This window comes from Paraburkholderia hiiakae, from assembly GCF_904848665.1.
Lineage (GTDB): Bacteria > Pseudomonadota > Gammaproteobacteria > Burkholderiales > Burkholderiaceae > Paraburkholderia > Paraburkholderia hiiakae.
Genome location: NZ_CAJHCQ010000001.1, coordinates 280,591 through 305,577, shown reverse-complemented (window position 1 = coordinate 305,577; position 24,987 = coordinate 280,591). Strand labels below are relative to the sequence as shown.

Sequence of the window (24,987 nt, the reverse complement as noted above, 5' to 3'; positions counted from 1 at the left end):
AATCCCCGTGCATGAAGACCTGGACCGGGCAGTCATGGGTCGGCGCGCTTGAAGAAACGGGGTCGATTCGATTATTGCGGCTGATCGTGGACGGTGTCGTTTGAGCGTGGGAGGTTCGCGAACTTCCGGATGGCCGGCAGTTTCCATAACCGGACCTCCTGAATTACCGTTCGGACCAATGTATCGCTCACCTTGACATAGCCATGCTTGCGCTCCAGGATCTGCCCGTCCGCGTCGGCGAGCAACCCAAGGATCGCGATGGCGCGCGCAGGCTCTAATGCAGCAAATACGAAGTCCCTTCGTATCGGCAAGTTTCGGCCTTGGACCAAAAAGACACCCGGCGTGCGCCGAGCGCGTGAAAGGCACAGCCAAGTTGTGCGACCGTAATCGGTATCTCAAACCAGTGAATGTTTCGATACGGCTCGCGAAAAGTCTCCCCATGGCATCATTCATATTCTTGAGGGGAAGAACATTGTGAAATCGGCAATCATTACTGGCATTACCGGTCAGGACGGCGCATACCTTGCGCAGCAGCTCCTTGAAAAAGGCTATATCGTCTACGGCACCTACCGCCGGACGAGTTCCGTAAACTTTTGGCGCCTGGAAGAGCTCGGCGTCGCCGGCCACCAGAATTTGCGTCTCGTCGAGCACGACCTGCTGGATGCGGGCAGCTGTATTCGCTTGATGGAGCGTGCTCAGCCCGACGAGGTCTACAACCTCGCCGCCCAGAGCTTTGTGGGCGTGTCTTTCGAGCAGCCGGCGCTTACCGCGCAGGTGACCGGCGTCGGCGCTCTGAATCTCCTCGAGGCGCTGCGTATTATCAATCCGAAGGCGCGCTTCTATCAAGCCAGCACTTCAGAGATGTTCGGCAAGGTGCAGGCTATCCCTCAGAAGGAGTCCACGCCGTTCTATCCGCGCAGCCCGTACGGTGTCGCCAAGCTCTACGCGCACTGGATCACGGTGAACTATCGCGAAAGCTACGACATGTTTGCGTCCAGCGGCGTTCTCTTCAATCACGAGTCGCCGCTGCGCGGCCGCGAATTCGTCACGCGCAAGATTACTGACTCGCTTGCGAAGATCAGCCTGGGCCAGCTCGACGTGCTCGAGCTCGGAAACCTCGACGCGCAGCGGGACTGGGGTTACGCGAAGGAATACGTGGACGGCATGTGGCGCATGTTGCAGGCCGAGCGCCCCGATACCTATGTGCTTGCAACGAACCGCACGGAGACCGTGCGTAATTTTGCCAACGCGGCGGCAAAGTGTCTTGGCATCGACATCGAATGGCAAGGCAGCGCAGAGAACGAAATCGGGCGTGATTCCAGAAGTGGCAAGACGATCGTACGCGTGAATCCCAGGTTCTACCGTCCGGCCGAGGTCGATCTGCTCATCGGGGATGCACAGAAGGCCCGCGAAGAGCTCGGCTGGGCGCCGAAAACGTCACTTGAAACACTATGCCGGATGATGATCGAAGCGGACGTTGCGCGCAACAAGAAGGAGACGTCGGTCTAATGGCTTCAGTGCTGATTACAGGAGCCGAGGGCTTCACGGGGCGTTATGTTGCTGAAGCATTGCGGGCTCGCGGCCATGAGGTTTCGAGTCTCGTGCGACGCTGTGATGTGCCCGCCCCCGACGTATACGCGTGTGACTTGCAGGACCGTGCAGGGCTCGCGGAGGTGGTGGCGCGTGCGCGAGCCGACTGGGTTGTGCATCTGGCCGCCATCTCGTTCGTCGGGCATGGGAATCCGGGCGAAATTTACGCAACCAACGTCGCGGGATCTCGAAATCTGCTCGAGGCGCTCGCAGCGGGCGAAAAGAAGCCCACGGCGGTGCTGCTCGCAAGCAGTGCGAACATTTACGGCGCGGGCCCGCTAGGCCTGCCGATTCCCGAAACGGCGCCGTATCATCCCGCGAATGACTACGCTGTAAGCAAGGTCGCGCTTGAGTACATGGCGCAGCTCTGGACAGACCGCTTGCCGATCATCACGGTGCGGCCGTTCAACTACATCGGCGTTGGCCAATCGCTGAGTTTTCTTGTTGCGAAAATGGCGGATCATTTCCGTCGGCGCGCGCCGGTCATCGAACTGGGCAATCGCGATGTGGCTCGCGACTTCTCCGACGTGCGCTGGGTGGCCGACGTATATTGCCGTCTGCTAGAAAAGGCGCCAGTCGGCGAAGTATTCAACGTGTGCTCGGGCCATGCGGTCACGCTCACGCACGTGCTGCAGACGATGTCCACGATCACCGGCCACGATATCGAGGCACGGACCAATCCCAACTTTGTGCGTCCGCACGAGGTGAAATCGCAATGCGGGGATAACAGGAAGCTGATGAGCGCCATTGGTCAGTTCGACGCGCCGACTCTCGACGAAACGCTGCAGTGGTTGTTGTCAGACGGTGATCGCATCTGAATTGCAGAGACAAACAGGGGCGATGCCACTACGGAAGATGGCACGTCAGGGGGCGACAGAGCGACAGCACGGATGGGTTGATCCGCATCGACATGCACCCGACCTGGTCGTGGAGCCGACCGACGTCACATCGATCTCGCTGCAGCCTGCGTATTGTTGGGGGCTTCGAAAAAATGGCGGGAAACATTTTCCCGCCATCGGCGACTTATGAGGACGCGGCATCTGCCGTCAAGAGCGCGCGCGGGCTACGAGAGCATCCTCTTGATCGCCCGTATCGGCCTTGTAATGCGCCAACTTGATGAATCAAGAATAGCCCGATTGTGACTTTCTACAGCCGTAAGACGCTCGCTGCCTTGCGCAAGTTGTTCGCGCAGCATATCGACTTGCCGTTGCAGGTCTTCCTTCTCCCGCGTGAGATTGGCTAAGTACTGCGCGTCAACGTCTGCCGTGCGAAGAAGATGGCGCGTTCGATTGAGACTGCTTAGCCGGGTGAGCAGATCTGATTTATCGAAACCCGCGACGATATTGGCAAATCTCATGCTCGTGAGATGCTCGTAGGTCACGCCGTACGCTTCATTTTCGTCGGTAAAATCCAGGTATTCGGATCCGTCGATCGCGTATGCGTACGGGAAGATTTTCAGCAGGCGCTCGCGAAACTCCGGCAGCGTTATGCGTCTGAACTGGTTCAAACAAAAATGATTCATCTCCAGTACGACGCGAGGTTTGCATTTACGAAGCGTCTCGGTCGCCCCTTCGAGTACGTCGAGCTCGAAACCTTCAACGTCGATTTTCATGAAATCGACCTTTTCGAGCCCCAAGGAAGAAAAGGCCTCGTCAACCGTTCGCACGGCGACATCGACCGTAAAGTGCCCCGCACGCCCTGTATGAAACTCGTTCGCGATGAAGGCACCAGAGAGGTTCGTCTCGCTGCCTTGCATGGGGAGTGTTCCCGCCTGACTGCCAAATGCAAAATTCTGACGCGTGATATTCGCGACGGCACCAACATTCTTTGTGAGAAGTGCAAAGGTGCGTGGCACAGGCTCGACGGCTACCACCTTGCCATCGCCTACGATCTGCGACAACGCGAGTGCCGTGCAGCCGATGTTGGCGCCAATATCCAGTGCCTGCGCACCGCCATCGCACATCACCGCAAGCAGTGAGATTAGATCCGGTTCGAATTCGTCGCTCATGCCCTCTGCATACTTGTCGTCGCCATTAATTGGCCAATTTCTGCCGGCAATGCGGATATTGCGTTCCATCTTCGCTCCTGCGTCCCCGTTGATAGGTTGATGCCGAGGCGACGATTCTAACAGCCAGGAAAGAAATAGTTAGACACCGTAACTTCCCGTTCCCGAATGCGCGGTGACTGAGAGCGTGGCGCGGCTACTAACCGTCCTCGGGCGATTTCTCTATTTGCAAAACCAGGTGAGCAGAATGTGCGGCGTGCCGAGCTTCGGCGAGGTCCATACTGCCGCCGATTCCACTATTTTCGGGGCGAACGGCGCCCGTTACGGAAGGCCTTATGCCCGCGCTAGAGTCAACACTGGCCGTCTAAGACGGGGACACCCGACGCGAGAGTCAACCGGCTGGTCATCCAGATGCACAATTTGCTTACGCAGAAGCTCTCGCCGGGATGGAACTGTAGGCCCGCATGCAGTGTGCACCCACGTTGAGCGCATTCACCGCTGGCCGATGTTTACTACTCAACAGCGGGTCAATCGTGGCGCGCCGACTCTCATTTTCTTGCGTGCACGATGCGGGACGCTGGCGATGGTGGGCCGTTACCTGCTGCGAAGAGAGGACGCCGCCTTGAGGAACCACGCCCCCTCTTACTTAAAACCCCGCGGATTCTTCTCCTGCCAGCGCCAGTGATCCACGCACATGCGCTCGATCCCAAACTCCGCCTTCCAGCCGATGAGCGTTTCCGCTGCAACCGGATTCGCATAGCATTCGGCTATGTCGCCCGGCCGCCGCGCCACGATCTCATAGGGCACCGGCTTGCCTGACGCCTGTTCGAACGCCTTCACGACTTCCAGCACGCTGTAGCCGCGGCCGGTACCGAGATTCACGACAAAGCCTTCACCACGCGAAGCAAGCGCATCGAGCGCCTTGAGGTGGCCTTTCGCGAGATCGACCACGTGAATGTAGTCGCGCACACCCGTGCCGTCCGGGGTCGGGTAATCACCACCGAACACGCGTAGCTTTTCGAGTTTGCCCACCGCCACTTGCGCGACATAAGGCATGAGGTTGTTTGGAATGCCCGCCGGATCCTCGCCGATCAGCCCGCTTTCATGCGCGCCCACCGGATTGAAATAGCGCAGCACGGCAATGCGCCACTCCGGGTCCGAGATCGTGACGTCGCGCAGGATCTGCTCAGCGATGAGCTTCGACTGCCCGTAGGGATTCGTAGCCGAGAGCGGAAACGATTCGTCGATCGGCGAGCGTTCGGGCATGCCGTACACCGTAGCCGAAGAGCTGAACACGAACTGCTTCACATCGTGCTGGCGCATCACGTCGAGCACCACTAGCAGCCCGTCAACATTGTTGCGGTAATACTCGATGGGCTTCGCCACCGATTCGCCCACGGCCTTGAGCGCCGCGAAATGGATCACTCCGGTGATGCGGTGCGCTTCGAAAACGCGCGAGAGGGCAGCGGCGTCGCGCACGTCGGTTTCGTAAAACGCCACGGGCTTGCCTGTGATCTGCTCGACTTGCTTGAGCGATTCGCTGCTGCTGTTCACGAGATTGTCGACGGCGACCACGTCATAGCCGCCATTGAGCAACTCGACGCAGGTATGCGAGCCAATGTAGCCGGCGCCGCCAGTGACGAGGATGGTGCCCTTTGAGTTCGTCGCAGTCATGCGTGTTCGTTCCCGTGAAATCCAGACTCGATCAAAAAGTCGACCCGGTAATTTCCCGGATCAGTTCCCGGTAGCGTTGTACCACAACGCGCTCATCGAATTCTTTCTCGATTTTTTTCCGGCCGCGTGCCGCCATGGCGGCGCGCGCCGGCCCGTCGAGATCCAGCATGCGCGCGAGGCCAGCGGCTAGCGAGGCGGCGTCGCGCGCTTCGCACAGCAGGCCGTTCACGCCGTCGGCAACCACTTCGCGGCAGCCGGGCACGTTAGTGGCCACGATCGGGCGGCCCATCGCGCTCGCTTCCATCAGCGTGCGCGGCACGCCTTCACGGTACGAGGGCAGCACGACGCAGTCCGCATCGGCAATAAACGGGCGCACATCGGCCGTTTCGCCCAGATATTCGATCACGCCTTCGCGCTCCCACATCGCCACTTCTTCGCGCGAGATCGCGCTCGGATTGTCCACGCCCACCGGGCCAAGCAACCTGAAGCGCGCGTGAGGATAGCGCGCGCGCAGCGTGCGCGCGGCCTCGACGTACTCGCCCACGCCTTTGTCCCAGAGCAGCCGGCCAATCAGAACGAAGGCAAACTCCGCGAGCTCGGGCAGCGGCGTGAGAGGGAAATCTTCGAGATCGACGCCTTCACCGTGCAACAGCCTCGCGCGTTCGGGATGCGCGAGGAGATTGCCATCTTTGAAAGCGGCTTCATCGTCGCGATTGAGGAACCACACTTCGCGCGGGAAGCGGAACGCAAAGCGATACAAACGCTTGGCGACCTGCGCAGCGCGGCTCTTCTGGATGAAAACGTACCCAAGGCCTGTGGTGACCGCCACCGAGGGCGTGCGTGCGAGCCAGGCGGCAATCGATCCGTAGATATTCGGCTTGATCGTGTAGTGGAACACGACGTCCGGCTTGAGCGCGCGATAGTGGCGATAGAGCGCGAGGAGCGTACGCAGGTCGTCGAGCGGGTTCGTTCCCTTCGAGGCCACCGGCAGTTCGACGCAGCGGCAGCCCATGGCGACGAGCGGTTCGAAGGTGCGGTCGCGCGGCGCGATCACGGTGACTTGCGCGCCCGCCTCAGCGAGCGCACGCAAAAGGCCGCGCCGATACGTATAGATCGCCCAGGCCGTGTTGCAGACAAGGGCGACATGCAGTGGATGCCGGCGCGCGGCGGACTGGGGCGCGCTCGCGGCGGCAGCGGTCGGGGCAGGCGAGGGGTTCACGAAAGCGGGGCGTCGTTGGGAGGCAATGGCGGCAGGGGCCGGGGCGCACATTTTAGCCGACGGGCGTAGAGACGCGCCCAGCCGTCAGCGATCCATGAAGCCGCGCTAGAAAGGCTCGGATTTGATATCGGTGCGCTGTGCAATCGCCGCCAGCACGGCCAGCATGGTCGCGTAGAAAGACACAGTGCTCTTCAGATCGAAAGTCTCGACCGTCAGCCCGAAGACGAAAAACATCAGGACGAAGGACAGGCCCATGAGCGCCGTACGCCGTGCCGTCCTGGATGTGGACTTCAGTTTCGCTGCGAAAAAGACCGCAGGCACGATGTAGATCGCGAGCAGCGCGAGACCGCCCACAAGGCCGTAGTTGGCCATGTAGGCGAGCAGCTGGTTGTGCACTTCGCCCTCGCCGAACGACGCCGCAGTAGGAGTGATCGCACCTTGCTTCGCCATCGAGGTCATCTTGTCGCGAAATCCGTCGCCACCAAGGCCCAGCACCGGATGTTCGGCAATCAACGTGGAAGCTGCCTCATAGAGCTGGAGACGGATGCCGACCGACGTATCGCGGTGACCAAGTGTGTATTGCGTCAGGTCGGACGACACTTGGTCGACGCGGTCGCGCACCGTCCCCGAGAGCCCGTACACGAGCCCGAGCAGTATCGCAACCGTCACCGGCATCAGCACCCTCCAGTGAAAAGGCTTGTTGCGGCCGAGTTCCCACACGATTAGCACGGCAACGAGCGGAATCGCCGCCCAGCCGCCGCGCGCGCCAGACAACAGCGAAGCAGCGAGGCCTGCGAGCAGTCCCGCAATCTTCAGCGCGCGCCAGAGCGCCGAATCCTTGCGCCACCAGTTCAGCGCGATCGCCGACAGAACGCCGAGCGCGAGCGCGAGATCACCAAAATGGATTGGGTTCAGGAACGCGCTGCCGATGCGGCCGTCGCCCCAATCGCGCGGCATGAAAAGGGCCAGGGCGAGCGCGGACACGGCTCCCAGCGTAAAGGAAAGGTCCGCCCAGACGAAGATCCGCAGCGGCGCGCGCCGCAGGGCGAGGAAGATCGGGATCGCGAGCAGGAACCGCGACGGCGAGTCCCAGGTCCGGAACAAAGGATGCCCATGCGAGAGCGTGCTGAGCGCCACCGCGGCAACGGGGCCACATAGCGCGATGCAGAACGCCAGTCCTTGGCGCCCGGGCGGCGCATAGCCATATGACGCGCCTGCCGGCCGCCAGCACAGGGCCGCCAGTGAAACAACACCCGCGCCAATCGATACGGCGCTCGCAGCGCCCTGCACGAGCATGGCGATAGAGGGAAAGGCGAGCAAGAAGGCCGCGGTCAGCCAGTCGCCGGGCACGGAGCGTCGGGAATCAATCGTAACTGCTGTCGGCATCGCTACACTGCTGTTGTCTGCAAGGGCGGGTTGGTTTGCACTGCATCCCCGTGTTACGTCCTCACTACGCAGCTTTGTGGGTGCGAAGCATGACGAGAAACGCGCTATTGTACGCATACATTTTCCTCGCTCGAGACCGCGCCTAAAAATCTGTGCACTACGTTGGTGATTGCCACGGACTCGGTGAAAATCGGGAGCAAACGGAACCTGTGTAGGTTGCAGGCGCACGCGAGGCCGTTGCGTAAGAGCACAGGGCGCGCGCCGCCCACTGGTATGACGATTCGCTGCGCCTCGCGCACCGTTCGGCTACACTGCGCGCGCCGCGCACGTTTCCAGTCTCGCCCGATCCTCAGCCATGCTTCGTTCCCTTGCCGCCCTCCTGATCTTCCAGTGTCTCGGCGAGAGCGTGTCCTACGTGTTCTCGCTGCCCGTGCCCGGTCCCGTGATCGGCATGTTGCTCTTGTTCGCCTTCGCGCTGATGCGGCCCGCCGCCGCCGAGGCCATCGAGCCGACCGCGCTCGAATTGCTGCGCCATCTTTCGCTGCTCTTCATTCCGGCAGGCGTGGGCATCATGGTGTCCGCGCAGGCTGTGCGCGGCGAGGCGCTCGCCGTGATCGCGAGCCTCGTCGTGAGCACGACGCTTGGCATCGCCGTGACTGCGCTTGTCACGCGCGCATTGTTGCGTCGCCAGCGGCGAAACACGTCGGCCGGGGAGGGCGCATCGTGAACAGCCACCTGCCCATCACCAAGCTCGATGCGATCTGGGTCTACCTCGCCGCCACGCCGCTCCTCGGCTTAACGGTCACGCTCGTCGCCTATCTCATCGCCATCAATATCTACGCGCGCGCGAAGCACAATCCGCTCGCGAATCCGGTGCTCATCGCCGTGGCGCTCGTCGTCACGGCGCTCAAGATCACGGATACGCCGTATCGCACGTATTTCGAAGGCGCCCAATTCGTGCACTTCCTGCTCGGCCCCGCCACGGTCGCGCTCGCACTACCGCTCTATCGTCAGTGGGACAAGCTCAAGCGCGGCGCGCTGCCATTGCTCGGCGGCCTTGTTGCGGGCTCGCTCACAGCGATTGTGTCTGCGGTCGGCGTCGCGAAGCTATTCGGCGCTTCGCATCAGACCATTGCGTCGCTCGCGCCGAAGTCTGTCACCACACCGATCGCCATGGCCGTTGCGGACAAGATCGGTGGCATTCCGTCGCTCACTGCTGTGCTCGTGATATCGACGGGTGTGTTTGGCGCGGTGACCGCACGCTGGATTCTCAACCTCATTCGTGTGCGCGAGGTAGAGGTGCGTGGGTTTGCGATCGGCGTCGCGTCACACGGCATCGGTACTGCGCGCGCGTTTCAGGTGAGCGAGGAGATGGGCGCATTTTCGGGGCTCGGCATGGGCCTGAACGGTGTGTTTACCGCCTTCGTTGTGCCGGTGCTGTTGCCCGTGCTGCTGCGTTGGATTTAGGTTGAGCTGTTCGCGAACAGTGCCCGTTTCATCTTCTGCAAGGTGCGATATGGCGTTACGAAGTGCAGCATGCTCTTCGCAACGCCCGCCCAGTCGCGCCAGTTCAGCACGTTCAGATAGTGCAGTTGAAGACGTAGCGTGGAGACGATCTGCCGCCGCCGCTTTGTCGCACTAATACCGCCTTCGTTCAGCTCATAGTACAGACCAAGCTCCGGCAAATTCGCGCACTCATAGCGCTCCATCAGTCGCAGGAACAGGTCGAGGTCCTCAGCGGCCGGATATTGCACGCGATAGTTGCCCACAGCAAGCACGGCATCGATACGCAGCATGACCGACGGATGCACGAGCGGCGAGCGCAACAGGCGAGTGCGGCGCAGCGTGCGTGCATCGGCGCTCGGGCGCAGCATGAAAAGCGGTTCACCCGCGCGATTGATCACCTGGGTCCACGTGCCAAGCGCCGCGATCGCGGGCTCGGCTTGCATGCGCGCGCGTTGCTTCGCGAGGCGCTGGGGCGCGGCGAGATCGCCCGCGTCGATTCGCGCCGCGTAGCGAAAACCGCGGGCCGCGAGCGCCTCGACACCCGCCTGCAACGCTCGCTCAATGCCGCCGTTCTTCGGCATGCGCAAGACTTCCACGCGCATGCCAGGTACATCAGGCGCGACGATAGGCGGCGTGCTGCCGTCATCGACCACGAGTGCGTAAATCGTTGCATCTTCATCGAACGAAGCGAGCGTGCGCGCAACGTCGTCCTGGCCGTTGTACGCGGGCATGAGCACGGCGACGTCGGCAAGCGCGCCCTCGCGTGCGTCGCTCGCAGGGAGCGCGGCGGAATTCATCATGAAACTAGCTTGAAGCGGATGTAGTAGAGATTCACGCAGGCAGCCGCGAGATAGCCAGCCGCGAGGCCGCACAACGCTCCGTACGAACCAAGTCGCGAAATCGCCACGAGATTCACGGCGAACGCCACGGCGAGCGCGAGCAGCCATTTCGCGAGCAGCACGAACTTCGCCTGATATTTGAGCACGACGAGGTTGCCAATGGCTTCGAGCCCCGCCGGCACCGAAAGCCAGACAGCCCAGCGGAAAATGCCGATCGCGCCTTCATAGTCAGGCCCGAACACGCGGCCGATGATAAAGCCCGCGAGCGCGTCGAGCACGAGTGCGCCTGCCACCATCAGCAAGGCGGTCATGGCGAAGAGGCGCACGAGATTGCGGCGCAGTTGCGCGGTCTGCTGGACGCGGTAGACGAAGGCGGGCGCGATGGTTTGCGAGAGCATGAGCGCGAGTGTGATCCAGTTCTCGTTGAGCTGCTGCGCGGCGGAATAGCGGCCAAGGTCGGCGAACGAGATCGTGCGCTCGAGCATCAAGCGGTCGAGTTTCAGGAACAGATACATGCAGATGAGGCCGAGCCAGAACACCGTGCCCGCGCTCGCGAAATGCTTGAAGAGCGAGCGATCCACGTGCCAGCCGAGCTTGCCGCCGTGGCGGCGCCGGAAGTAAAGCACGAGCGCAGCACCAATCGCCGCCGATTCGAGCGCCCAGAGCCAGCCGAAGGTAGCGGGCGCGAACGCCGCGCGCGCGAGCAGGTACACGAGCAGCGCCTTGATCACGGCCGTCGTCATGCTCGCGAGCAACTGCGGCTTGCTATACGTCATGCTCTGCAGCCACGCGTTGATCACGCCCACGAACGGCTCGCGAAACAGCATCGTCACGGCGAGCCCGGCGAGCATCGCGCCGACGAGCGGATCGGTCACGCCGAGCGCAATGCCGGCCCACGTGAGGAACAGCGCCGCCGCCGACACGCCAATGCGCAGCGCGAACGCGCTCCCGAGCACAGTGCCGAGCTGCTCCGGCGGCCGGTTGACGATGGTGGGCACGAGAATCTCGGCGCCACAGACCCACGTGATGGGCGCGAGCACGAGCAAAAGCGTATTGGCGTACTGCCACTTGCCGAATACGTCGGGGCCGAAATAGCGCGCGAGCACGCCGCTGATGACGATGGCGACCGCGATCTGCGTGACGCGCTCGAGGCCAAGCCACACGATGTTTGCAAACGCGCGTGCGACGTCGGGGTTCCCAAATCGCTTGAGGCTCAGCATCGCGCCTCGCCACGGCGGCACGCGTTAAAAAAGGGGCAGGCACGCGGCATGCGCAATCTCTCCGCCATTTTTGACGAATATTTTGGCGATAAAAGGAAACGGCGAAGCATTAAAATGGGTGCATACCACTGCCGAAAAACGGCAATTATAGTTTGTAACGGATCCCACTTTTCGTAACGCCAGAGGCTTTCAACTGGCTGTCCGTGTTACGAATAGACCCGAATTCCCATCTGGACGTGAGCCCAACATGATTTCGAAATCGATTTTCAAGGCATATGACATTCGCGGCGTGATCGGCAAGACCCTCGACACCGACACCGCGCGCGCCATCGGCCGCGCCTTCGGCAGCGAAGTGCGTGCACAGGGCGGCGACTCCGTGGTGATCGCGCGCGATGGCCGGCTCTCAGGTCCCGATCTCTCGCGTGCGCTGGCCGACGGCCTGTGCGAAGCGGGCGTTGACGTGGTCGACGTCGGCATGGTGCCCACGCCCGTGGGCTACTTCGCCGCGAACGTGCCACTCCAGCTGGTGGGCGGCGAGCGCAACGTGGACTCCTGCATCGTCGTGACGGGCAGCCACAATCCGCCCGACTACAACGGCTTCAAGATGGTCCTGCGCGGCAAGGCGATTTACGGCGACCAGATCCTCGGCCTCTACGAGCGTATCGTTGCGGACCGTTTCGATGCGGGCGAGGGCAGCTATACGAAGTACGACATCGCTGACGAATATGTGGCGCGCATCGTGAGCGACGTCAAGCTCGCGCGCCCGCTCAAGATCGTCGTCGATACCGGCAACGGCGTGGCAGGGGAACTCGCGCCACGTCTGTTCAAGGCAATGGGCTGCGAGCTGGTCGAGCTGTTCACGCAAATCGACGGCACGTTCCCGAACCACCATCCGGACCCGGCGCACCCCGAGAATCTGCAGGACGTGATTCGCGCGCTCAAGGAAACGGATGCGGAGATCGGCTTCGCGTTCGACGGCGACGGCGACCGTCTGGGCGTCGTGACCAAGGACGGTGAGATCATCTACCCCGATCGCCAGCTCATGCTGTTCGCCGAGGAAGTGCTCTCGCGCAATCCGGGCAAGCAGATCATCTACGACGTGAAGTGCACGCGCAATCTCGCGAAGTGGGTGAAGGCCAAGGGCGGCGAGCCGCTCATGTGGAAGACGGGCCACTCGCTCGTGAAGGCGAAGCTGCGCGAAACCGGCGCGCCCCTCGCGGGTGAAATGAGCGGCCACGTGTTCTTCAAGGATCGCTGGTACGGCTTCGACGACGGCCTGTACACGGGCGCGCGTTTGCTCGAGATCCTCTCGCGCGTGGCCGATCCGAGCAAGCTGCTCAACGACCTGCCGAACTCGCACGCCACGCCCGAGCTGCAACTGAAGCTCGAGGAAGGCGAGAACTTCGAGCTGATCGCGAAGCTGCAGAAGAATGCGAAGTTCACGGGCGCCGACGAGGTCATCACCATCGACGGCCTGCGCGTGGAGTATCCGGACGGCTTTGGCCTCGCGCGCTCGTCGAACACTACGCCCGTGGTCGTGATGCGCTTCGAAGCCGACAACGATGCTGCGCTCGCGCGCATCCAGGCCGACTTCAAGCGCGTGATTCTCGCTGAGAAGCCGGACGCGAAGCTGCCGTTCTAAGCCCCGGGGGCCTTGTGCCCCTTGCGGCCACATGACGCGCCCAACGGCGCCGCGCCAGCCACGGCGCGGCGCCGTTTGCATTCCTTTCCGCGCATTTCCCCGGTTTTTCTTCGCATTTGCGTGCGGCGCGCTAAAATTGCCCACCTTTTTAATCTGTCTGGCCCAAGAGCCTTGAGCGTGCAAAAGATCCTCATCGTGCGCGTGTCGTCGCTTGGCGACGTCGTCCATAACATGCCCGTCATTGCCGATATCCGTCGGCGGTACCCCGACGCGCAGATCGACTGGCTCGTCGAAGAGAGCTTCCAGTCGCTCGTCGAGCTGGTGGAGGGCGTGCGCCGGGCGATTCCGTTTTCGCTGCGCCGCTGGCGCAAGGGCCTCTTCTCGAGCGCCAACTGGCGCGAGATCGGCGCGTTCCGGCGCGCGCTCGCGGCCGAGAAGTACGACCTCGTGATCGACTGCCAGGGGCTCATCAAGACGGCGTGGGTGGGGAGTTGGGCGCGCGGGCCGCTCGTCGGTCTCGGCAACCGCACCGATGGCGCGGGCTACGAATGGCCCGTGCGCTTCTTCTACGACCGCTCGATCCGCATCGAGCCGCGCACCCATGTGGTCGAGCGCACGCGCCAACTGGTTGCGGGCGCGCTCGATCTCGCACCGCCTTTGGTCACCGACGACATCGACTTCGGCCTCGATACCTACCGCGCCGCCCAGGCGCTCGCGGGCGTGGGGCTGAACCTGCCGGTGCCCTACGTCGTGTTCGTGCACGCCACGTCGCGCGCCGACAAGCAGTGGCCGGACCAGCACTGGATTGAGCTGGGTCAGGCGCTCGTGCGGCGCGGCGCGTCGCTCGTGCTGCCCTGGGGCAGCGAGGCCGAGCGCGCCACCAGCGAGCGCCTTGCGCGCGAATTCGGCGAAGCGGCGATCGTGCCGCCCAAGCTCTCGCTGCCTGCCGTGGTCGGCCTGATCGACGGCGCGGCGGCCACGGTGGGCGTGGACACGGGTCTCGTGCATATCGCGGCGGCGCTGAAGCGCCCAACCGTCGAGTTGTACAATTTCGCGACCGCCTGGCGCACAGGCGGCTACTGGTCGCCGAACGTCGTCAATCTGGGCACGGCAGGCCAGCCGCCAACGCTTGCGCAGGTGAAGAGCGCGCTGGCGGGCTTCGGGTTGCTGTAGCGGCGCGCCGCCGCAGGGCCGGCGCCGAACGGGCTGCGGCGCGTCAAGGCGCGCCCCGCAGGCTGCGGGTATAAGAATCGGCGCGCACGAGGGTGCACGGACGTGCACAAGCGAGCGTCAGGGCTTGGCCGGCATGAGCCGCGCGAAAGAGGCGGGCAAAAAAAGCGGGCAACAAGCCACGCCACGCTCCCACCGCGCCACATCGGCGGGCAATCAGATCCATCGCTTCCAGGGGCGACCATGAACGAATCCCAGATCATCGAAATCACGTCCGGCGATTGGCGCGGCCAGCAGCTCTCGCAACCGCGCGAGACGCTGCTCGACGCCGTCGAGCAGGGCAAGGTGCTGTATTTTCCGAACCTGGCCTTTGCGATCGAAGGTGGCGAGCGGGCACTGCTCGACCCCGCGATCGCCGATCCCAACCGCAAGAACATCAGCCTCGACCCGAACGGCGGCGCGCTGCACGGCGTGCTTGGCGACACTGTCACGCAGTCGGCTGTGCGCGCGTTGATCGCGCGTTACCAGACGTGCGCTCGCACGCTCGTGGACGGCCTCTTTCCCGAGTACACCGACAAGCTGCGTGTGGCGCCCACGAGCCTGCGTCTGCATCAGGTGGAAACGCGTGAGACCTCGTGGCGCAAGGACGATTCGCGCCTGCACGTCGATGCGTTTCCCTCGCGTCCGAACTACGGTGAGCGCATTCTGCGCGTGTTCACCAACGTCAACCCGAACGGCGTGGCGCGCGTGTGGCGCGTGGGCGAGCCGTTCGAGAATATGGCCAAGCGCTTCCTGCCGAACATCAAGCCGCAGTTTCCGGGTTCGGCTTGGCTGCAGAACCTGCTGCATATCACGAAGTCGCCGCGCAGCGAGTACGACCATCTGATGCTCAACCTCCACGACGGCATGAAAGCCGATCTCGACTATCAGAAGGCGTGCCCGCAGGAGACCATCGGCTTTCCGCCGGGCAGCGTGTGGGTGTGCTTCTCCGATCACACCTCGCATGCGGTGATGTCCGGTCAGTTCATGATGGAGCAGACTTTTTTCCTGCCGGTGAAGGACATGGTCCATCCCGACTGGGCGCCGCTCGGCATCCTCGAACGCCTCAAGGGCAAGGAACTGGTTTGAACCCACGCGAGATGAGCCTGCCGATCAACGCGCCGACCGACACCTCCTGCCGCGCGGCCGCGGCGTTTCGTATGACCCTGGCCGTCGCGGAGGCACGATGCTAAGAGCGATCTATCGCGCGGCCTGGTGGCTCATTGCACCGCTTGCGGTGCTGCGGCTATTCATCCGATCGCGCCGCGAGCGTGGCTATCGCGAGCATATCGGCGAACGTTTCGGCTATTCGGCGGGCCGCTTGCCCGAGGACGACGCGCCGCTCATCTGGGTGCATGCCGTCTCGGTGGGCGAGACCCGCGCGGCGCAGCCGCTCGTCGACGCGTTACTGGCGGCGCGCCCCGACGCGCGCGTGCTGCTCACGCATATGACGCCGGGCGGACGCGCCACCGGCGAGCAGCTCTTCGGCGATCGCGTGCTGCGCTGCTACGTGCCGTACGACATGCCGCACGCGGTGCGGCGCTTCCTGCGCGCATGGCGGCCGTCACTCGGTCTCGTGATGGAAACCGAGGTCTGGCCCACGCTCATCGACGAATGCAAGCACGCCGACGTGCCGCTCGTGCTCACCAACGCGCGCATGTCGGCGCGCTCGTTCAAGCGTGCGGCGAAGTTCGGTGCGGGCGCGCGCGAGGTGTTCGGCGGCTTCACGCGCGTGCTCGCCCAAAGCCCCTCCGACGCGGAGCGCCTCACCGCGCTCGGCGCGCGCAACGTGGCAGTGCTCGGCAACCTCAAGTTCGACATGGCGAGCCCGCCGGCGCTGATCGCACGTGGGCGCGACTGGCGGCGCGCGATCGGCGAGCGACCGGTGTGGGTCGCGGCGAGCACGCGTGAAGGCGAAGAGGAACTCGTGCTGCAGGCCTTCGCTGCCTTGAATGTGCCGGATGCGCTGTTGATCCTCGTGCCGCGTCACCCTCAGCGCTTCGATGAAGTGGCCGCGCTCGTGGAGCGCAAGAACTTCAAGCTCGAGCGGCGCTCGCGCTGGGCGCCGGCCGCGGCTGCTGCGGCTTCCGCGCATGAGGGCGTGCGAGTGTTGCCGCAGGACGTGAGCGTTCTGCTCGGCGATTCGATGGGGGAAATGGGCGCTTACTACGCTGCCGCCGACCTCGCGTTTATCGGCGGCAGTCTCTTGCCGCTCGGGGGGCAGAACCTGATCGAAGCGTGCGCTGTGGGCGTGCCGGTGCTGATCGGCCCGCACGTGTTCAACTTCACGCAGGCCACCGCCGACGCTACGGCCGCAGGCGCGGCCCTGCAGGTTCAGGACCCCGCCGATCTCGCGCGCGCCTTGCGCGAACTCTTCAACGATAAACCGCGCCGGGTCGCCATGGGCGCGGCTGCGGCTGCGTTCGCGTCGCGCCACCGCGGCGCGACGGCGCGCACGGTGGACGTTATACAGGCTCTCGTCTCAGATGTATGACTTCGTGCGCGGTGGCGCGTACTTCGCTCAATTCCATCGCGCTCGCCGCACATCGACGGCAAGGTTTAATGGTCACCGCTTACCGATCTGAACGTGTTCTGGCTCCGCCGTGCTCCGGCTGAGCAGGCAATCGGCCTGCGAATCGGAGAGTGGCAGTTCGACGACAATTGGCAACGGCCACGCGGCTCACTCGGTGGCAAGACGCCTGCCGATCGTGTTGCGGAACCGGGCGAAATCACATCGCTCGCGGAGGCGGTGGACAGCGTGTAGATCGACGCGCCAAGGAGACGGCCGTCAAGTAAGTGAAACGATGTCTGCGAATCGCACAATTCACCCTGGCAGAACATCTCTCATGACATTCACCACATCTTTGGGCTCGATGCTCGTCACATCACTAGCCCCCGTCAGTGGAGAGCATTTGAAAAAATCGTTCTCGACGTATCGGGTTCTTGGATCAATGTCATCGCTAAACAAAGCGATGGTCGGCGTGCCGGCCGCGTGCGCAATATGCAGAAGCCCGCCGTCCGCTCCTACAAACAATCTGCTTTGCCCTAACAGGGAAAAGCATTCATGAATCTTCAGTTTGCCAACCAACGAGGTCAGCTTCAAATTCCTGAATTTCATACCGGTCAGATCGTTTGCTTCCTTGAGTCCATTATCTGATCCGAGCAGGACATACTCATAACGCGATAACCCCTCATCGTCGTCAAGCTGAGCAAGAACGTCTGCCCACTTACCGTAGATTCGGTGGGATTCCCTGCCGCCGACAGAAATGGCGACTCTACCGGCATAGCCTTCCGATGGAAAATCATCACACTTCGGCGCGTCGAGAACCAGGCGCGAATTTTTATACAGATCCACATCGTCGATCCCGCATTTCAGGATCTTGTTGAACGAGTAGTAGCTGAACTGTATGTGATTGTAGTTACGCCCTGCGTACCATCCGATCAGGCTCGTAAATCTGGATTGACGCGCATGCCCGACTTTCTCTTTTATTACGCGAATTCCAAGCTTGTTCAGTATGACGAAATCGTATTCGCCGAAATCGATCTCACGAAAATCTGTGTAGATTTTCGAAAAGAATCGGTCATGCCGAAAGAGCTCCGCCAGGGACGGATCGAGCAGTACATCCAGCGTGTACGAGGTGCCGCCAATCAACGCCCGGCCGGAAAGATCCATCAACGCGTCGCCGATGTTGTTGACGCCGCTATACATCAATAGAATCCGGGCGCCAGCGCGCAAGTCCGCGGCTTCTGTGTACAGGCCGAGTTGGCGGTTAAATGAAAGTATCGACCATTTATGCAGTTGCTTCTTCAGAAGCGAAATCTTCTTATAAAAGGAGAGATTCTCGACCTCGTCCTGAATAATTTCGGGATGAGGAACGCGAAGGCTTTTATTTATAAAACCACGGACTGGTTCGACGTTCCTTTTTTCACTCTGCATGAGCTTGCCCGCGACATCCGTATCCTTTGATCGAAGGGCTATTATGCCATCGTGTGACTGGTGTACTCGCGGTCCGGCAACGCTATCCTCGGGGGGGCGCTCGAGGGCGACCTTACTGCCGTCCTAGGGATGAGCTCCGGCGTCCTTCCGCGCCGTCGGGACGAATTGGTGCGCAACGTCCTCACAGGTGCTTCAGCGTTCTTCGCGTTCGGCGGGCGTCTGCGCGAAGACGTAGTCGTCTCGGAAGGACGAGTGCCTGCGAACCAGTGCGAACGGTTTCCGGGAAGTCACACAGCACAATACTTGCGACCACTGGGTCTAGTCAGTCCACGCCCGGCCGCTCCCAAACCCAAACCCCGCCGCATCCAGCCGCATAAATTCATGTGCGCGCAGCCGTCTTTCCTCTGACTTTTCTGTATCGGATCGTTTCGCGCGCAAGCGTTCCGGTTGACTGCGCGCGCAACAAACGTTTGCGAAGGGCCGCTTCGATTACCGCACATTACGGCATACACGAGCGTCTCCAGCAGCGTGGGCCGCCGAACATACTTCCAGTTCTATGCGCTTTAGCTTTCACTGGACGTAACGTTGCCTATCAATAATTACGTTCCCAACGCTGAGCCAACATGTACATCATCTTTCTCCTACTAAGTGGGACGTTTAGCGCGATCGCCAGCATCCTGCTGCGTATGGCCGGGCGCTCGCCCGAGAACTTCACTCATCTGACGAATGCGCTCTTCGACCGCCCGATGCTGTTTCGTCTCGGCGCGATCTGCGCATACGGCGTCGGTTTCGTTTGCTACGCCATCTCACTCAAGAAGATCGAACTCAGCATCGCCTACCCATTGATGGTTGGCATCACGATTCTCGAAATCTTCGCGTTCGGCATCCTAAACAACGAAATGGCAACTGGCCGCTCGATGACGGGAGCTGCTTTCCTGATCGTGGCGATGTTCCTGCTTTACTCGCCCAACATGACCCGTGGCTGAGCCGTTCGATCGTTCGAAATGACCTGCCGGCCCGGAGGCTGATCCCTCATGAATATCATGCTCAATCCCCCACTTGGCGCGAACCGTGCGGCCAGCGCAGCCGCGCGCTTGAGGCTGATTCTGCTCGTCGCGACGACACTTCTTTGCGGCGCGCTGTTCTGGATCGCTCCGCGTCCTCCGATGGGGGATCTCGCGCAACATGCCGCACAGATCTCGCTGCTCCACGAACTCGTTGTCGGCACTTCGCCGTGGGCGGATATCGTGTGGATCAACGCTTTCACGCCTTACCTGCTGCCTTATGGGCTCGCGTTCACGCTTTCGTTTGTGATGCCGGTGCTGGTCGCGATCAAGCTGATCATGATGTTCGCGTACTTCAGCTCAGTGGCGGCGGGCGTAGCGTTGCGCACGACATTCGAGGCAGACGAGCGGCTCGACTGGCTCTTCGTGCCCGGCTTCTTTGGATTCGCGTGGCAATACGGTTTTTACACGTATATCGTGGCCGTGCCGCTCGGTCTGCTGTTTCTGATTTTCGCGCGCCGCTATGCGACGGCGCCCACGGCGCGCGGCGCGCTCGGCATCTTCACCGCTGGCGTGGTGCTGTTCTTTGCGCACGGGCTCGTGTTTCTGTTCGCATGCGCAGTCGGTGCAGCGTTCATTCCGTGCTTCACGCGCCGGGCCGGCGCGATCGCGCGAAGTGCGTTGCCGTATGTGCTTCTCGGTTTGCTGATCGTGGGATACCTGTGGTTCGTCAAGCGTAACGCGCTCGTGATGCCAGGAGGCTCAGGCCCCGCGGAGAAGGCGCTGGTCTGGGACTGGTCGGGGTCCTACGGCTGGCATCGCGTGTATAACTTCGTGCTTTATACACTCGCGACGGAGATGCGGGATTGGTACTTTCTGCTCGGCGCGCTATTCCTGCTAGCCGCGCCGTGGCTCATGGGTGCGAAGCTCAATCGCCGCGATCCGAGCGCGTGGCTACCCATGCTGGCGATTCTCGCCGTCTGGTTTCTCGCGCCGGCGTACGGGCTTGGCATCGATCTGCTTTACCAACGCTTCGCCATCTTCCTGCTGCCTGCGTATGTCCTGCTGTTCCGCGCCCCGGAAGCCGCCCAGCGCCGGCCCACTCAGGCGGCGCGCATCGGGTTGATCGAAGTGCTGCTCATGCTCTTTTGCTGGGTCTACTTTGGCGTGCTCGCGCAGCGCGAGCACAGGTTTGCCGTCGAGAATGCGCCCTTCGAGACGCTGCTGGCCGCCGCTGAGCCGGGGCAGCGCGCGCTTTCCCTCATCTACGCGCCCGAGAGCGATATCGTCCACAATCTCTGGACCTATCACGCCTACGGGCTCTGGTATCAGGCGGAGTCGAAAGGCTTCGTCGACTTCAACTTCGCCTACTTCCTGCCCGAGGTCGTGCGATTCAGGCCCGAGCACATACCGCTCGTACGGCCGGGTCTGCCGATGGTCGACCCAGGCGTGTTCGACTGGCACAAAGCGGACGGGCACATCTATCGATATTTTTTTGTACGTCACACCAAGCCGTTGCCGCCGGACTTCCTGCGCAACGACGAGTGTGAAGTCGTGCTCGTGAAGTCCGTGCCAGACTGGTCGCTATACGAGCGGCGCGCGTGTCATTGAAAGTTCACTGCGGTTCGCGCCGGTTGCCCGCTCGATCCGTGTGCCTTTCTTTTCGATGAAAGCGACGATCTGGTCGAGGCCCGCGAGCGGCGCGAGGTCGGCCTTATTGATGACGAATAGGTCCGACTGCATGATGCCGCGGCCGCCCTTGCGCGGAATTTTTTTGCCGCCCGCCACCCCGATCACGTAGATCGTCAAGTCCGAAACCTCGGCGCCCAGCGCACCCACGACGCTCAGAAGGCGGCGGTCTCCCTTTGCCCAGCCGTTCGAGTGTTCGCTCGGGCAGTCACGACAAGTATTAGGGCCTACGTGGGAGGCATTCGGAACGTGATCAGCCGAACATACTTCCACGCTTATTAATAATAGCTTTCATGTGTCGTGGATTCGCCTGCCGAATATGGCGTTCCTAAGCGGCCGCTCGATGACGGGGCTTTATTGATCGTCGCGATGTTGCTGTTGTACCAGCCCGACATGACCCGTGGCTGGGTTGCTCAAGCGTTCGAAATAACCTGCCGGACCGGAGGCTGATTGCCCATGAGTACCACTCTCAATCTCCCACTTGACGCGAGCCATGCAGCCAGCGGAGCCGCGCGCGTGAGGTTGATTTTGCTCGTCACGACGACGCTCTTTGGCGGAGCATTGTTCTGGATCGCACCGCGACCGCCGATGGGGGATATCGCGCAGCACGTCGCGCAGATCGCGCTACTTCGCGATCTCGTGACTGGCACCTCGCCGTGGGCAGATATCGTGTGGATCAACTGGTTTACGCCCTATCTGCTGCCGTATGTATTCGCGTTAGCGCTGTCGTTCGTGATGCCAGTGCTCGCTGCGGTCAAGTTCGTCATGATGCTCGCGTACTTTGGCTTCGTGGCGGGGGGCGTAGCGCTGCGCAAGACCTTCGAGGCGGACGAGCGGCTCGACTGGCTTCTCATGCCAGGCTTCTTCGGCCTGGCCTGGCAATACGGCTTCTATCCGTACATCGTGGCGGTGCCGCTGGGTCTGTTGTTCATGGTCCTCGCGCGCCGTTACGCCGCTGCACCGACGGCGGTGCACGCGCTCGGCATCTTCGCCGCCGGCGTCGTGCTGTTCTTTGCGCATGGACTCGTGTTTCTGTTCGCATGCGCGGTAGGCGTCGCATTCATTCCTTGCTTCACGCGCCGGGCAGGCGCGATTGCGAGAATCCTGCTGCCTTATGTGCTGCTCGGATTGCTGATCGTTGGGTACCTGTGGTTCGTCAAGCGCAACGCGCTCGTGATCCCGAACGATCCGGGCGCCGCGGATCCAGTGGCGGTCTGGGACTGGATGGGGCCTTACGGATGGCATCGCGCGTATAACTTTGTGCTCTACACACTCGCCACTGAAACGCGCGACTGGTACTCACTACTCGGCGAGGTGTTTCTACTGGCCGCACCGTGGTTCATGGGTGCGAAGCTCAACCGTCGTGATCCGAGCGCGTGGGTGCCCATGCTGGCGATTCTCGTCGTCTGGTTCGTCGCCCCGACGAACGCGCTCGGCATTGACCTGCTTTACCAGCGCTTCGCGATCTTCCTGCTGCCGGTGTATGTCCTGCTGTTCCGCTCCGCAAGCACTGGCGAGCGATGGACCCTACCCGCCGCGCGCATCGGCGTAGTCGAAATGCTGCTCGTGCTGTTCTGTTGGGGCTACTTCGGCACGCTCGCTGTGCGCGAGTATCGTTTCGCCGCCGAGAACGAGCCGTTCGAGGCGCTGCTCGCGCTCGCGCAGCCGGAGCAGCGCGCGCTTGGCCTTATCTATTCGCCCGAAAGCGATATCGTCCACAACCGGTGGACATATCACACCTACGCGCTTTGGTATCAGGCGGAAAACAAAGGCTTCGTCGATTTCAACTTCGCATTCTTCCTGCCGGACGTCGTCCGCTTCAAGCACGACCATATTCCGCCGGTGCGCCCCGGTCCCTGGATGGACGAGCCCGGCACGTTCGACTGGCACAAGGTGGATGGCCGGATCTATCGCTACTTTTTTGTGCGCCATACCGAGCCATTGCCGGCGAACTTCCTGCGCAACGACGAATGCGAAGTCGCGCTAGTGAAGTCGGTGCCGAACTGGTCGCTGTACGAGCGGCGTGCGTGTCATTGAAATCTGACTGGCGCGTGCTGGCGACTCATCCGATCAGCAATCCTTTCTTTTCGATGAAAGCGATGACCTCGCCGAGCCCTTCGAGCGCCTTCAGGTTGCACATCACGAAGGGCCGCTCGCCGCGCATTTTCTTCGCGTCGGAGGCCATGACGTCGAGGTTGGCGCCCACGAGCGGCGCGAGGTCGGTCTTGTTGATGACGAGCAGGTCCGACTTCGTGATGCCGGGGCCGCCCTTGCGCGGGATCTTTTCGCCGCCCGCCACGTCGATCACGTAAATCGTGAGGTCCGAAAGCTCGGGGCTGAAGGTTGCCGCGAGATTGTCGCCGCCCGATTCGATGAAGACGATGTCCGCATCGGGAAAGCGCGTGAGCATCTGGTCGACGGCTTCGAGGTTGATCGACGCGTCTTCGCGGATCGCCGTGTGCGGGCAGCCGCCTGTTTCCACGCCCATGATGCGCTCGGCGGGCAGCGCGCCCGCTACGGTCAGGAGGCGCTGATCTTCCTTCGTGTAGATGTCGTTGGTAATGGCGACGAGGTCGTAGCGCTCGCGCATGGCTTTGCAGAGCATTTCGAGCAAGGTCGTCTTGCCGGAGCCGACCGGGCCGCCCACGCCGACGCGCAGCGGCGGCAGTTTCTTCGTTCGTTTGCTGGGTGCGTGCGAATTCATGGTTCGTGTGTGAGGTGCGGGATTCAGGAGCGGAAAAGCCGCGAGTATTGCGATTCGTGGCGCGCGGAGAGCACGCCGAGTTGCGGCGCAAACGTGTTGAGCGCCTCGGGCGGCGTGGCGAGTGCGCGCGCCACGGCTTTTTCGATTTCGGGCCGCAGCGCGACGATGATGCGCTGCCCCGCGAGCTGGCCGAGCGGCACCGCCTTGAGGGCGGCGGCCGTCTGATTCTCGATCCAGCTGAACGCGTAGGCGGCGAGCGCGGCTTCGGGCGCGGCCTTGTGGGCCCACGCCGCGAATGCGAAGGCTGTGGGTTGCGCAATGGGCGTCATGCGCTCCAACGTGGCACGCCGCTCTATGTCGCCCCATTCGAGCTGTGCGCAGAGCTGACGCAGCGACCAGCCCATCTGCGCGGTTTCGCGTCGCAGTTCCGATGATTCGCGGCTCGCGATGAATTCCTCGTTCGCCACGATGAGCGCGTGGGCTTCATGCGTGCGCCAGCGTTCCATCTGGTGCGCTAGAAAGGGCAGTTCGCCGCACGCGAGCACGTTCGCGAGGCCACCCGCTATCCAATGCGCGGTGTCGTCGGCGTTGTTGACGAGTTGCGCATCGATTGCGGCTTCGAGTCCCTGCGAATAGCTGAACGCGCCGATCGGCAGCGCCGGCGACGCGAGATGCAGCAGGGCAGTGAGTTCAGCGATGTTCATGGCTGTGGTCGTGCGCGTGGCCGTCGCAATGACCGTGATCGTGTCCGCAATCGTGGTCACGCGCGTGATCTTCGCCATGAGCGTGCTTGTGCGTGTGCCATTGCGCATGACCATCCGCATGGTCGTGCGAATGCGCGTGACCGTGGTGCTCGTCGTACACGCGTTGGGCTAGCGCATAGTCGTCGGCGAAGGTTTCGTCGTGACCGTGGCGATGGCCGCCGCCGTATGCACCCGATTCCGGCTGGAACGGCAACTGCACGCGCTCGACTTGCGCGCCAAGTCGCTTGAGCATGTCTTCGAGCACGGGGTCCGCTTCGAGCTTGAGTTCCTCCGCGCCCACTTCGACCGGTGTATGGCGATTGCCGAGGTGGTACGCGGCGCGCGTAAGCGTGAGGCGATCGGCCGCGCGTACACGCAGCACGCTCTCGGCCGCCGCGATCACGCGCACGAGGCCGCCGTCGTCGGCCACGAGCATATCGCCGTCGCGCAGTACGGTGCCGCGCGGCAGCACCACGCCCACTTCCTCGCCGGAGTCGAGCGTGGCCGCGAAGCGGCTCTTGCAGCGCGCGTCATATGGGAGCGTGAGCGTAGGCGCGCGCTGCAAGAGCACCGGCGCGAGCTTCGCGTTGAGTCGTTTATCGATCGTGCGCATGGCTAAA

22 protein-coding genes and 1 pseudogene are annotated in these 24,987 nt (G+C 62.4%); 12 read left to right on the top strand and 11 right to left on the bottom strand.

Features of this window, described 5'->3' with window-relative positions; genetic code table 11:
* Positions 1-474 precede the first annotated feature (474 nt).
* Together gmd and JMY28_RS01370 are read left to right on the top strand one after the other, a co-directional pair.
* On the top strand, positions 475-1,509 hold the full coding sequence (gmd, locus tag JMY28_RS01375; RefSeq protein ID WP_201693833.1) for a GDP-mannose 4,6-dehydratase: 1,035 nt from the start codon (positions 475-477) through the stop codon (positions 1,507-1,509).
* Positions 1,509-2,408 (top strand): NAD-dependent epimerase/dehydratase family protein, encoded by a 900-nt coding sequence (locus JMY28_RS01370; RefSeq protein ID WP_201693831.1) that lies wholly within the window; start codon positions 1,509-1,511, stop codon positions 2,406-2,408. Before gmd ends, JMY28_RS01370 begins: the two co-directional genes overlap by 1 nt.
* Positions 2,409-2,653: 245 nt before the next feature.
* Here the strand turns inward: JMY28_RS01370 and JMY28_RS01365 are convergent, their stop codons facing one another.
* From JMY28_RS01365 to JMY28_RS01350, 4 genes are all read right to left on the bottom strand, one after another.
* Entirely contained in the window at positions 2,654-3,667 is a 1,014-nt protein-coding gene (locus JMY28_RS01365; protein ID WP_201693829.1) for an FkbM family methyltransferase, read from the bottom strand.
* Positions 3,668-4,237: 570 nt separating this feature from the next.
* Positions 4,238-5,269 carry a UDP-glucose 4-epimerase GalE gene (galE, locus tag JMY28_RS01360; RefSeq protein ID WP_201693827.1) on the bottom strand — a complete coding sequence of 344 codons (1,032 nt, stop codon included), beginning with the start codon at positions 5,267-5,269 and terminating at the stop codon, positions 4,238-4,240.
* Positions 5,270-5,300: 31 nt separating this feature from the next.
* Positions 5,301-6,419, bottom strand: a complete 1,119-nt coding sequence (locus JMY28_RS01355; RefSeq protein ID WP_236596673.1) for a glycosyltransferase family 4 protein — start codon at positions 6,417-6,419, stop codon at positions 5,301-5,303.
* A gap of 174 nt (positions 6,420-6,593) precedes the next feature.
* Complete coding sequence (locus JMY28_RS01350; protein ID WP_328809360.1) at positions 6,594-7,625, bottom strand: O-antigen ligase family protein; 1,032 nt, start codon at positions 7,623-7,625, stop codon at positions 6,594-6,596.
* A gap of 604 nt (positions 7,626-8,229) precedes the next feature.
* Here JMY28_RS01350 and JMY28_RS01345 point away from each other — a divergent pair.
* Positions 8,230-8,601 carry a CidA/LrgA family protein gene (locus tag JMY28_RS01345; protein ID WP_201693824.1) on the top strand — a complete coding sequence of 124 codons (372 nt, stop codon included), beginning with the start codon at positions 8,230-8,232 and terminating at the stop codon, positions 8,599-8,601.
* Complete coding sequence (locus tag JMY28_RS01340) at positions 8,598-9,341, top strand: LrgB family protein (RefSeq protein ID WP_236596648.1); 744 nt, start codon at positions 8,598-8,600, stop codon at positions 9,339-9,341. Before JMY28_RS01345 ends, JMY28_RS01340 begins: the two co-directional genes overlap by 4 nt.
* Here the strand turns inward: JMY28_RS01340 and JMY28_RS01335 are convergent.
* Together JMY28_RS01335 and JMY28_RS01330 are read right to left on the bottom strand one after the other, a co-directional pair.
* Positions 9,338-10,177 (bottom strand): glycosyltransferase, encoded by an 840-nt coding sequence (locus JMY28_RS01335; RefSeq protein WP_201694584.1) that lies wholly within the window; start codon positions 10,175-10,177, stop codon positions 9,338-9,340. The genes JMY28_RS01340 and JMY28_RS01335 overlap by 4 nt on opposite strands.
* Positions 10,177-11,439, bottom strand: a complete 1,263-nt coding sequence (locus JMY28_RS01330) for an oligosaccharide flippase family protein (protein WP_201693822.1) — start codon at positions 11,437-11,439, stop codon at positions 10,177-10,179. Before JMY28_RS01330 ends, JMY28_RS01335 begins: the two co-directional genes overlap by 1 nt.
* 247 nt (positions 11,440-11,686) lie before the next feature.
* Here JMY28_RS01330 and JMY28_RS01325 point away from each other — a divergent pair, with 247 nt between their 5' ends.
* The 5 genes and pseudogenes from JMY28_RS01325 to JMY28_RS01305 all read left to right on the top strand — a co-directional run.
* The gene (locus JMY28_RS01325; RefSeq protein WP_201693820.1) at positions 11,687-13,081 is read left to right on the top strand and encodes a phosphomannomutase/phosphoglucomutase; all 1,395 of its coding nucleotides are present in this window, start codon (positions 11,687-11,689) and stop codon (positions 13,079-13,081) included.
* 177 nt (positions 13,082-13,258) lie between these two features.
* The gene (waaC, locus tag JMY28_RS01320; RefSeq protein WP_201693818.1) at positions 13,259-14,254 is read left to right on the top strand and encodes a lipopolysaccharide heptosyltransferase I; all 996 of its coding nucleotides are present in this window, start codon (positions 13,259-13,261) and stop codon (positions 14,252-14,254) included.
* 240 nt (positions 14,255-14,494) lie between these two features.
* On the top strand, positions 14,495-15,379 hold the full coding sequence (locus tag JMY28_RS01315) for a Kdo hydroxylase family protein (protein ID WP_201693816.1): 885 nt from the start codon (positions 14,495-14,497) through the stop codon (positions 15,377-15,379).
* A 97-nt stretch (positions 15,380-15,476) separates the two neighbouring features.
* Positions 15,477-16,784 (top strand): lipid IV(A) 3-deoxy-D-manno-octulosonic acid transferase, encoded by a 1,308-nt coding sequence (gene waaA / locus JMY28_RS01310; RefSeq protein WP_201693814.1) that lies wholly within the window; start codon positions 15,477-15,479, stop codon positions 16,782-16,784.
* A gap of 24 nt (positions 16,785-16,808) precedes the next feature.
* Positions 16,809-17,045, top strand: a pseudogene (locus JMY28_RS01305) (IS481 family transposase); the annotation flags it as partial.
* 69 nt (positions 17,046-17,114) lie between these two features.
* Here the strand turns inward: JMY28_RS01305 and JMY28_RS01300 are convergent.
* Complete coding sequence (locus JMY28_RS01300) at positions 17,115-18,227, bottom strand: glycosyltransferase family 9 protein (RefSeq protein WP_201693812.1); 1,113 nt, start codon at positions 18,225-18,227, stop codon at positions 17,115-17,117.
* Between the two features lie 623 nt (positions 18,228-18,850).
* Here JMY28_RS01300 and JMY28_RS01295 point away from each other — a divergent pair.
* Positions 18,851-19,213: a DMT family transporter gene (locus JMY28_RS01295; RefSeq protein ID WP_201693810.1), complete on the top strand. Its 363-nt coding sequence runs from the start codon at positions 18,851-18,853 to the stop codon at positions 19,211-19,213.
* Positions 19,214-19,261: 48 nt separating this feature from the next.
* The gene (locus JMY28_RS01290) at positions 19,262-20,842 is read left to right on the top strand and encodes a hypothetical protein (RefSeq protein ID WP_201693809.1); all 1,581 of its coding nucleotides are present in this window, start codon (positions 19,262-19,264) and stop codon (positions 20,840-20,842) included.
* On the opposite strand, the gene JMY28_RS01285 is transcribed toward JMY28_RS01290, so the two are convergent.
* On the bottom strand, positions 20,816-21,070 hold the full coding sequence (locus JMY28_RS01285; protein WP_407945454.1) for a GTP-binding protein: 255 nt from the start codon (positions 21,068-21,070) through the stop codon (positions 20,816-20,818). The two genes, JMY28_RS01290 and JMY28_RS01285, sit on opposite strands and share 27 nt — an antisense overlap.
* Positions 21,071-21,376: 306 nt before the next feature.
* Here JMY28_RS01285 and JMY28_RS01280 point away from each other — a divergent pair, with 306 nt between their 5' ends.
* Positions 21,377-22,957: a hypothetical protein gene (locus JMY28_RS01280; protein ID WP_201693807.1), complete on the top strand. Its 1,581-nt coding sequence runs from the start codon at positions 21,377-21,379 to the stop codon at positions 22,955-22,957.
* A 25-nt stretch (positions 22,958-22,982) separates the two neighbouring features.
* Here JMY28_RS01280 and ureG read toward each other — a convergent pair whose 3' ends face one another.
* The 3 genes from ureG to ureE are packed head-to-tail and all read right to left on the bottom strand — an operon-like array spanning position 22,983 to position 24,980.
* On the bottom strand, positions 22,983-23,624 hold the full coding sequence (gene ureG / locus JMY28_RS01275) for an urease accessory protein UreG (RefSeq protein WP_201693805.1): 642 nt from the start codon (positions 23,622-23,624) through the stop codon (positions 22,983-22,985).
* A 23-nt stretch (positions 23,625-23,647) separates the two neighbouring features.
* Entirely contained in the window at positions 23,648-24,328 is a 681-nt protein-coding gene (locus JMY28_RS01270) for an urease accessory protein UreF (protein ID WP_201694583.1), read from the bottom strand.
* Positions 24,315-24,980, bottom strand: a complete 666-nt coding sequence (ureE, locus tag JMY28_RS01265; protein ID WP_201693803.1) for an urease accessory protein UreE — start codon at positions 24,978-24,980, stop codon at positions 24,315-24,317. The genes JMY28_RS01270 and ureE overlap by 14 nt, the downstream gene beginning before the upstream one ends.
* Positions 24,981-24,987 lie beyond the last annotated feature (7 nt).

What these genes read in the sequence shown, in the direction of transcription:
- JMY28_RS01370 (WP_201693831.1), top strand. Translation starts at nt 1,509, where the DNA reads ATGGCTTCAGTGCTGATTACAGGAGCCGAGGGCTTCACGGGGCGTTAT.
- JMY28_RS01365 (WP_201693829.1), bottom strand. Translation starts at nt 3,667, where the DNA reads ATGGAACGCAATATCCGCATTGCCGGCAGAAATTGGCCAATTAATGGC.
- galE (WP_201693827.1), bottom strand. Translation starts at nt 5,269, where the DNA reads ATGACTGCGACGAACTCAAAGGGCACCATCCTCGTCACTGGCGGCGCC.
- JMY28_RS01345 (WP_201693824.1), top strand. Translation starts at nt 8,230, where the DNA reads ATGCTTCGTTCCCTTGCCGCCCTCCTGATCTTCCAGTGTCTCGGCGAG.
- JMY28_RS01335 (WP_201694584.1), bottom strand. Translation starts at nt 10,177, where the DNA reads ATGAATTCCGCCGCGCTCCCTGCGAGCGACGCACGCGAGGGCGCGCTT.
- JMY28_RS01330 (WP_201693822.1), bottom strand. Translation starts at nt 11,439, where the DNA reads ATGCTGAGCCTCAAGCGATTTGGGAACCCCGACGTCGCACGCGCGTTT.
- JMY28_RS01325 (WP_201693820.1), top strand. Translation starts at nt 11,687, where the DNA reads ATGATTTCGAAATCGATTTTCAAGGCATATGACATTCGCGGCGTGATC.
- JMY28_RS01315 (WP_201693816.1), top strand. Translation starts at nt 14,495, where the DNA reads ATGAACGAATCCCAGATCATCGAAATCACGTCCGGCGATTGGCGCGGC.
- waaA (WP_201693814.1), top strand. Translation starts at nt 15,477, where the DNA reads ATGCTAAGAGCGATCTATCGCGCGGCCTGGTGGCTCATTGCACCGCTT.
- JMY28_RS01300 (WP_201693812.1), bottom strand. Translation starts at nt 18,227, where the DNA reads ATGCAGAGTGAAAAAAGGAACGTCGAACCAGTCCGTGGTTTTATAAAT.
- JMY28_RS01295 (WP_201693810.1), top strand. Translation starts at nt 18,851, where the DNA reads ATGTACATCATCTTTCTCCTACTAAGTGGGACGTTTAGCGCGATCGCC.
- JMY28_RS01290 (WP_201693809.1), top strand. Translation starts at nt 19,262, where the DNA reads ATGAATATCATGCTCAATCCCCCACTTGGCGCGAACCGTGCGGCCAGC.
- JMY28_RS01280 (WP_201693807.1), top strand. Translation starts at nt 21,377, where the DNA reads ATGAGTACCACTCTCAATCTCCCACTTGACGCGAGCCATGCAGCCAGC.
- ureG (WP_201693805.1), bottom strand. Translation starts at nt 23,624, where the DNA reads ATGAATTCGCACGCACCCAGCAAACGAACGAAGAAACTGCCGCCGCTG.
- JMY28_RS01270 (WP_201694583.1), bottom strand. Translation starts at nt 24,328, where the DNA reads ATGAACATCGCTGAACTCACTGCCCTGCTGCATCTCGCGTCGCCGGCG.
- ureE (WP_201693803.1), bottom strand. Translation starts at nt 24,980, where the DNA reads ATGCGCACGATCGATAAACGACTCAACGCGAAGCTCGCGCCGGTGCTC.